Annotated in this window: 3 protein-coding genes; all 3 read left to right on the forward strand. The window is 66.9% G+C overall.

Features of this window, described 5'->3' with window-relative positions; genetic code table 11:
• The first annotated feature begins 112 nt into the window (after positions 1-112).
• A complete protein-coding gene (gene tnpA, locus RGD00_RS23275; RefSeq protein ID WP_310459612.1) occupies positions 113-520 on the forward strand; it encodes an IS66-like element accessory protein TnpA in 408 nt (135 codons plus the stop codon).
• A gap of 20 nt (positions 521-540) precedes the next feature.
• Complete coding sequence (tnpB, locus tag RGD00_RS23280; protein WP_310459613.1) at positions 541-873, forward strand: IS66 family insertion sequence element accessory protein TnpB; 333 nt, start codon at positions 541-543, stop codon at positions 871-873.
• A gap of 68 nt (positions 874-941) precedes the next feature.
• The coding region (locus RGD00_RS23285) for an IS66 family transposase zinc-finger binding domain-containing protein (RefSeq protein WP_310459614.1) at positions 942-1,422 on the forward strand (481 nt) is incomplete at its 3' end.

Below are 1,422 nucleotides of genomic sequence, written 5' to 3' on the forward strand. Positions count from 1 at the left end.
GTAAGCGCGACGCTGATCCCCTCCTGCCGCTTCTGATCTGACCGGGCCATTCTCCGGGCGCATGAGCGTTGGAGGTGTTGGGTTGGAACGAGGCGGCAAAGTGGGCGTCCATTTGGACGGCTCTTCGGGTGGTGATGTTTCACGGCTGGAGGTGATCGAGGGGCCGACCGGTCGGCGGCGGCGCACGAAGGCCGAGCGGGCGCGGATCGCGGCGGAGAGCCTGGTGCCGGGAGCTTCCGTGACGGATGTCGCGCGGCGGCACGGGACGACGCGCTGGCAGGTGTATGACTGGCGGAAGAAGCTGCGGACGGGTCAGTTTGTTGTGCCCGAGAGCGTGGTGGCCCTGCCGATGTTCGCCGAGCTGATCGCCGAGGGCGCCGCAGCGGAGATGCCGGCAGAGACGGCGGTCACCACCGGCCTGGAGATCGTTGTCGGCGATGTCGTGATCCGCGTCGGCTCAGATACCGATGAGGTTCTGCTGACGCGGGTGATCCGGGCGGCGCGGGCAGCGGCATCATGATGCTCAGTCAGGGAGGGCCGGTGAAGGTCTACGTGGCGACGCGCCCGGTGGACTTCCGCAAGGGGATCGACGGTCTTGCGCTGGCCGTGCAGGAGATGTTCGGGCTCGATCCGTTCTGTGGGGCGGTCTTCGTCTTCCGCTCGAGGCGGGCGGACAGGATCAAGCTGCTGGTGTGGGACCAGACCGGGATGGTGCTTGTTCACAAGCGGCTCGAGGGCGGTAAGTTTGTCTGGCCGCAGGTGCGGGACGGGGTGATGCGGATGTCGTCGGCGCAACTGGCGGCGCTGTTCGAGGGGTTGGACTGGCGCCTGGTCAGACCCGAGCGGGTGCGGCGCCCGCTGGTTGCAGGATAGGCGCATCTGATGCACAAAAATCCCCGTTTTTACTGGCCAGAACGGCATCCGCGTGATTCACTTCGGCCATGGACGCCGACACTCTCAGCCGCGAGAACGCTCATCTGAAGGCCCGCCTTGCAGAGGTCGAGGCGGCGCTCGTGGAGGTGCAGGAGGCCAACCGTCGGCTGGAGGGAATATTGCGCGCCTCGCAGCGCGAACGCTTCGGCAAGAGTTCCGAGAAGTTGTCACCCGACCAGTTCAATCTGCCGCTCGAAGACGCCGAACTGGCCCAGGGCGTGCTGGAGGCCGCACAGGAGAAGGCTGCGGCAGCACTTGCTCAGGCGCGCGGGGAAGAACCGCGCAAGCCCGCGCGCAACCGTGGGCATCTGCCGGCGCATCTGCCTCGGATCGAACGCGTGATCGAGCCTGCCAGCACCCTTTGCCCCTGCGGCTGTGGCGAGATGACCCGGATCGGGGAGGATGTCTCCGAGCGGCTCGACGTGATACCGGCGCAGTTCCAGGTTCTGGTGACGCGCCGCCCGCGATATGCCTGTCGCCGCTGCTCGC

Origin of the sequence: Ruixingdingia sedimenti, from assembly GCF_031432425.1 — a bacterium.
GTDB classification, from domain to species: domain Bacteria; phylum Pseudomonadota; class Alphaproteobacteria; order Rhodobacterales; family Rhodobacteraceae; genus Ruixingdingia; species Ruixingdingia sedimenti.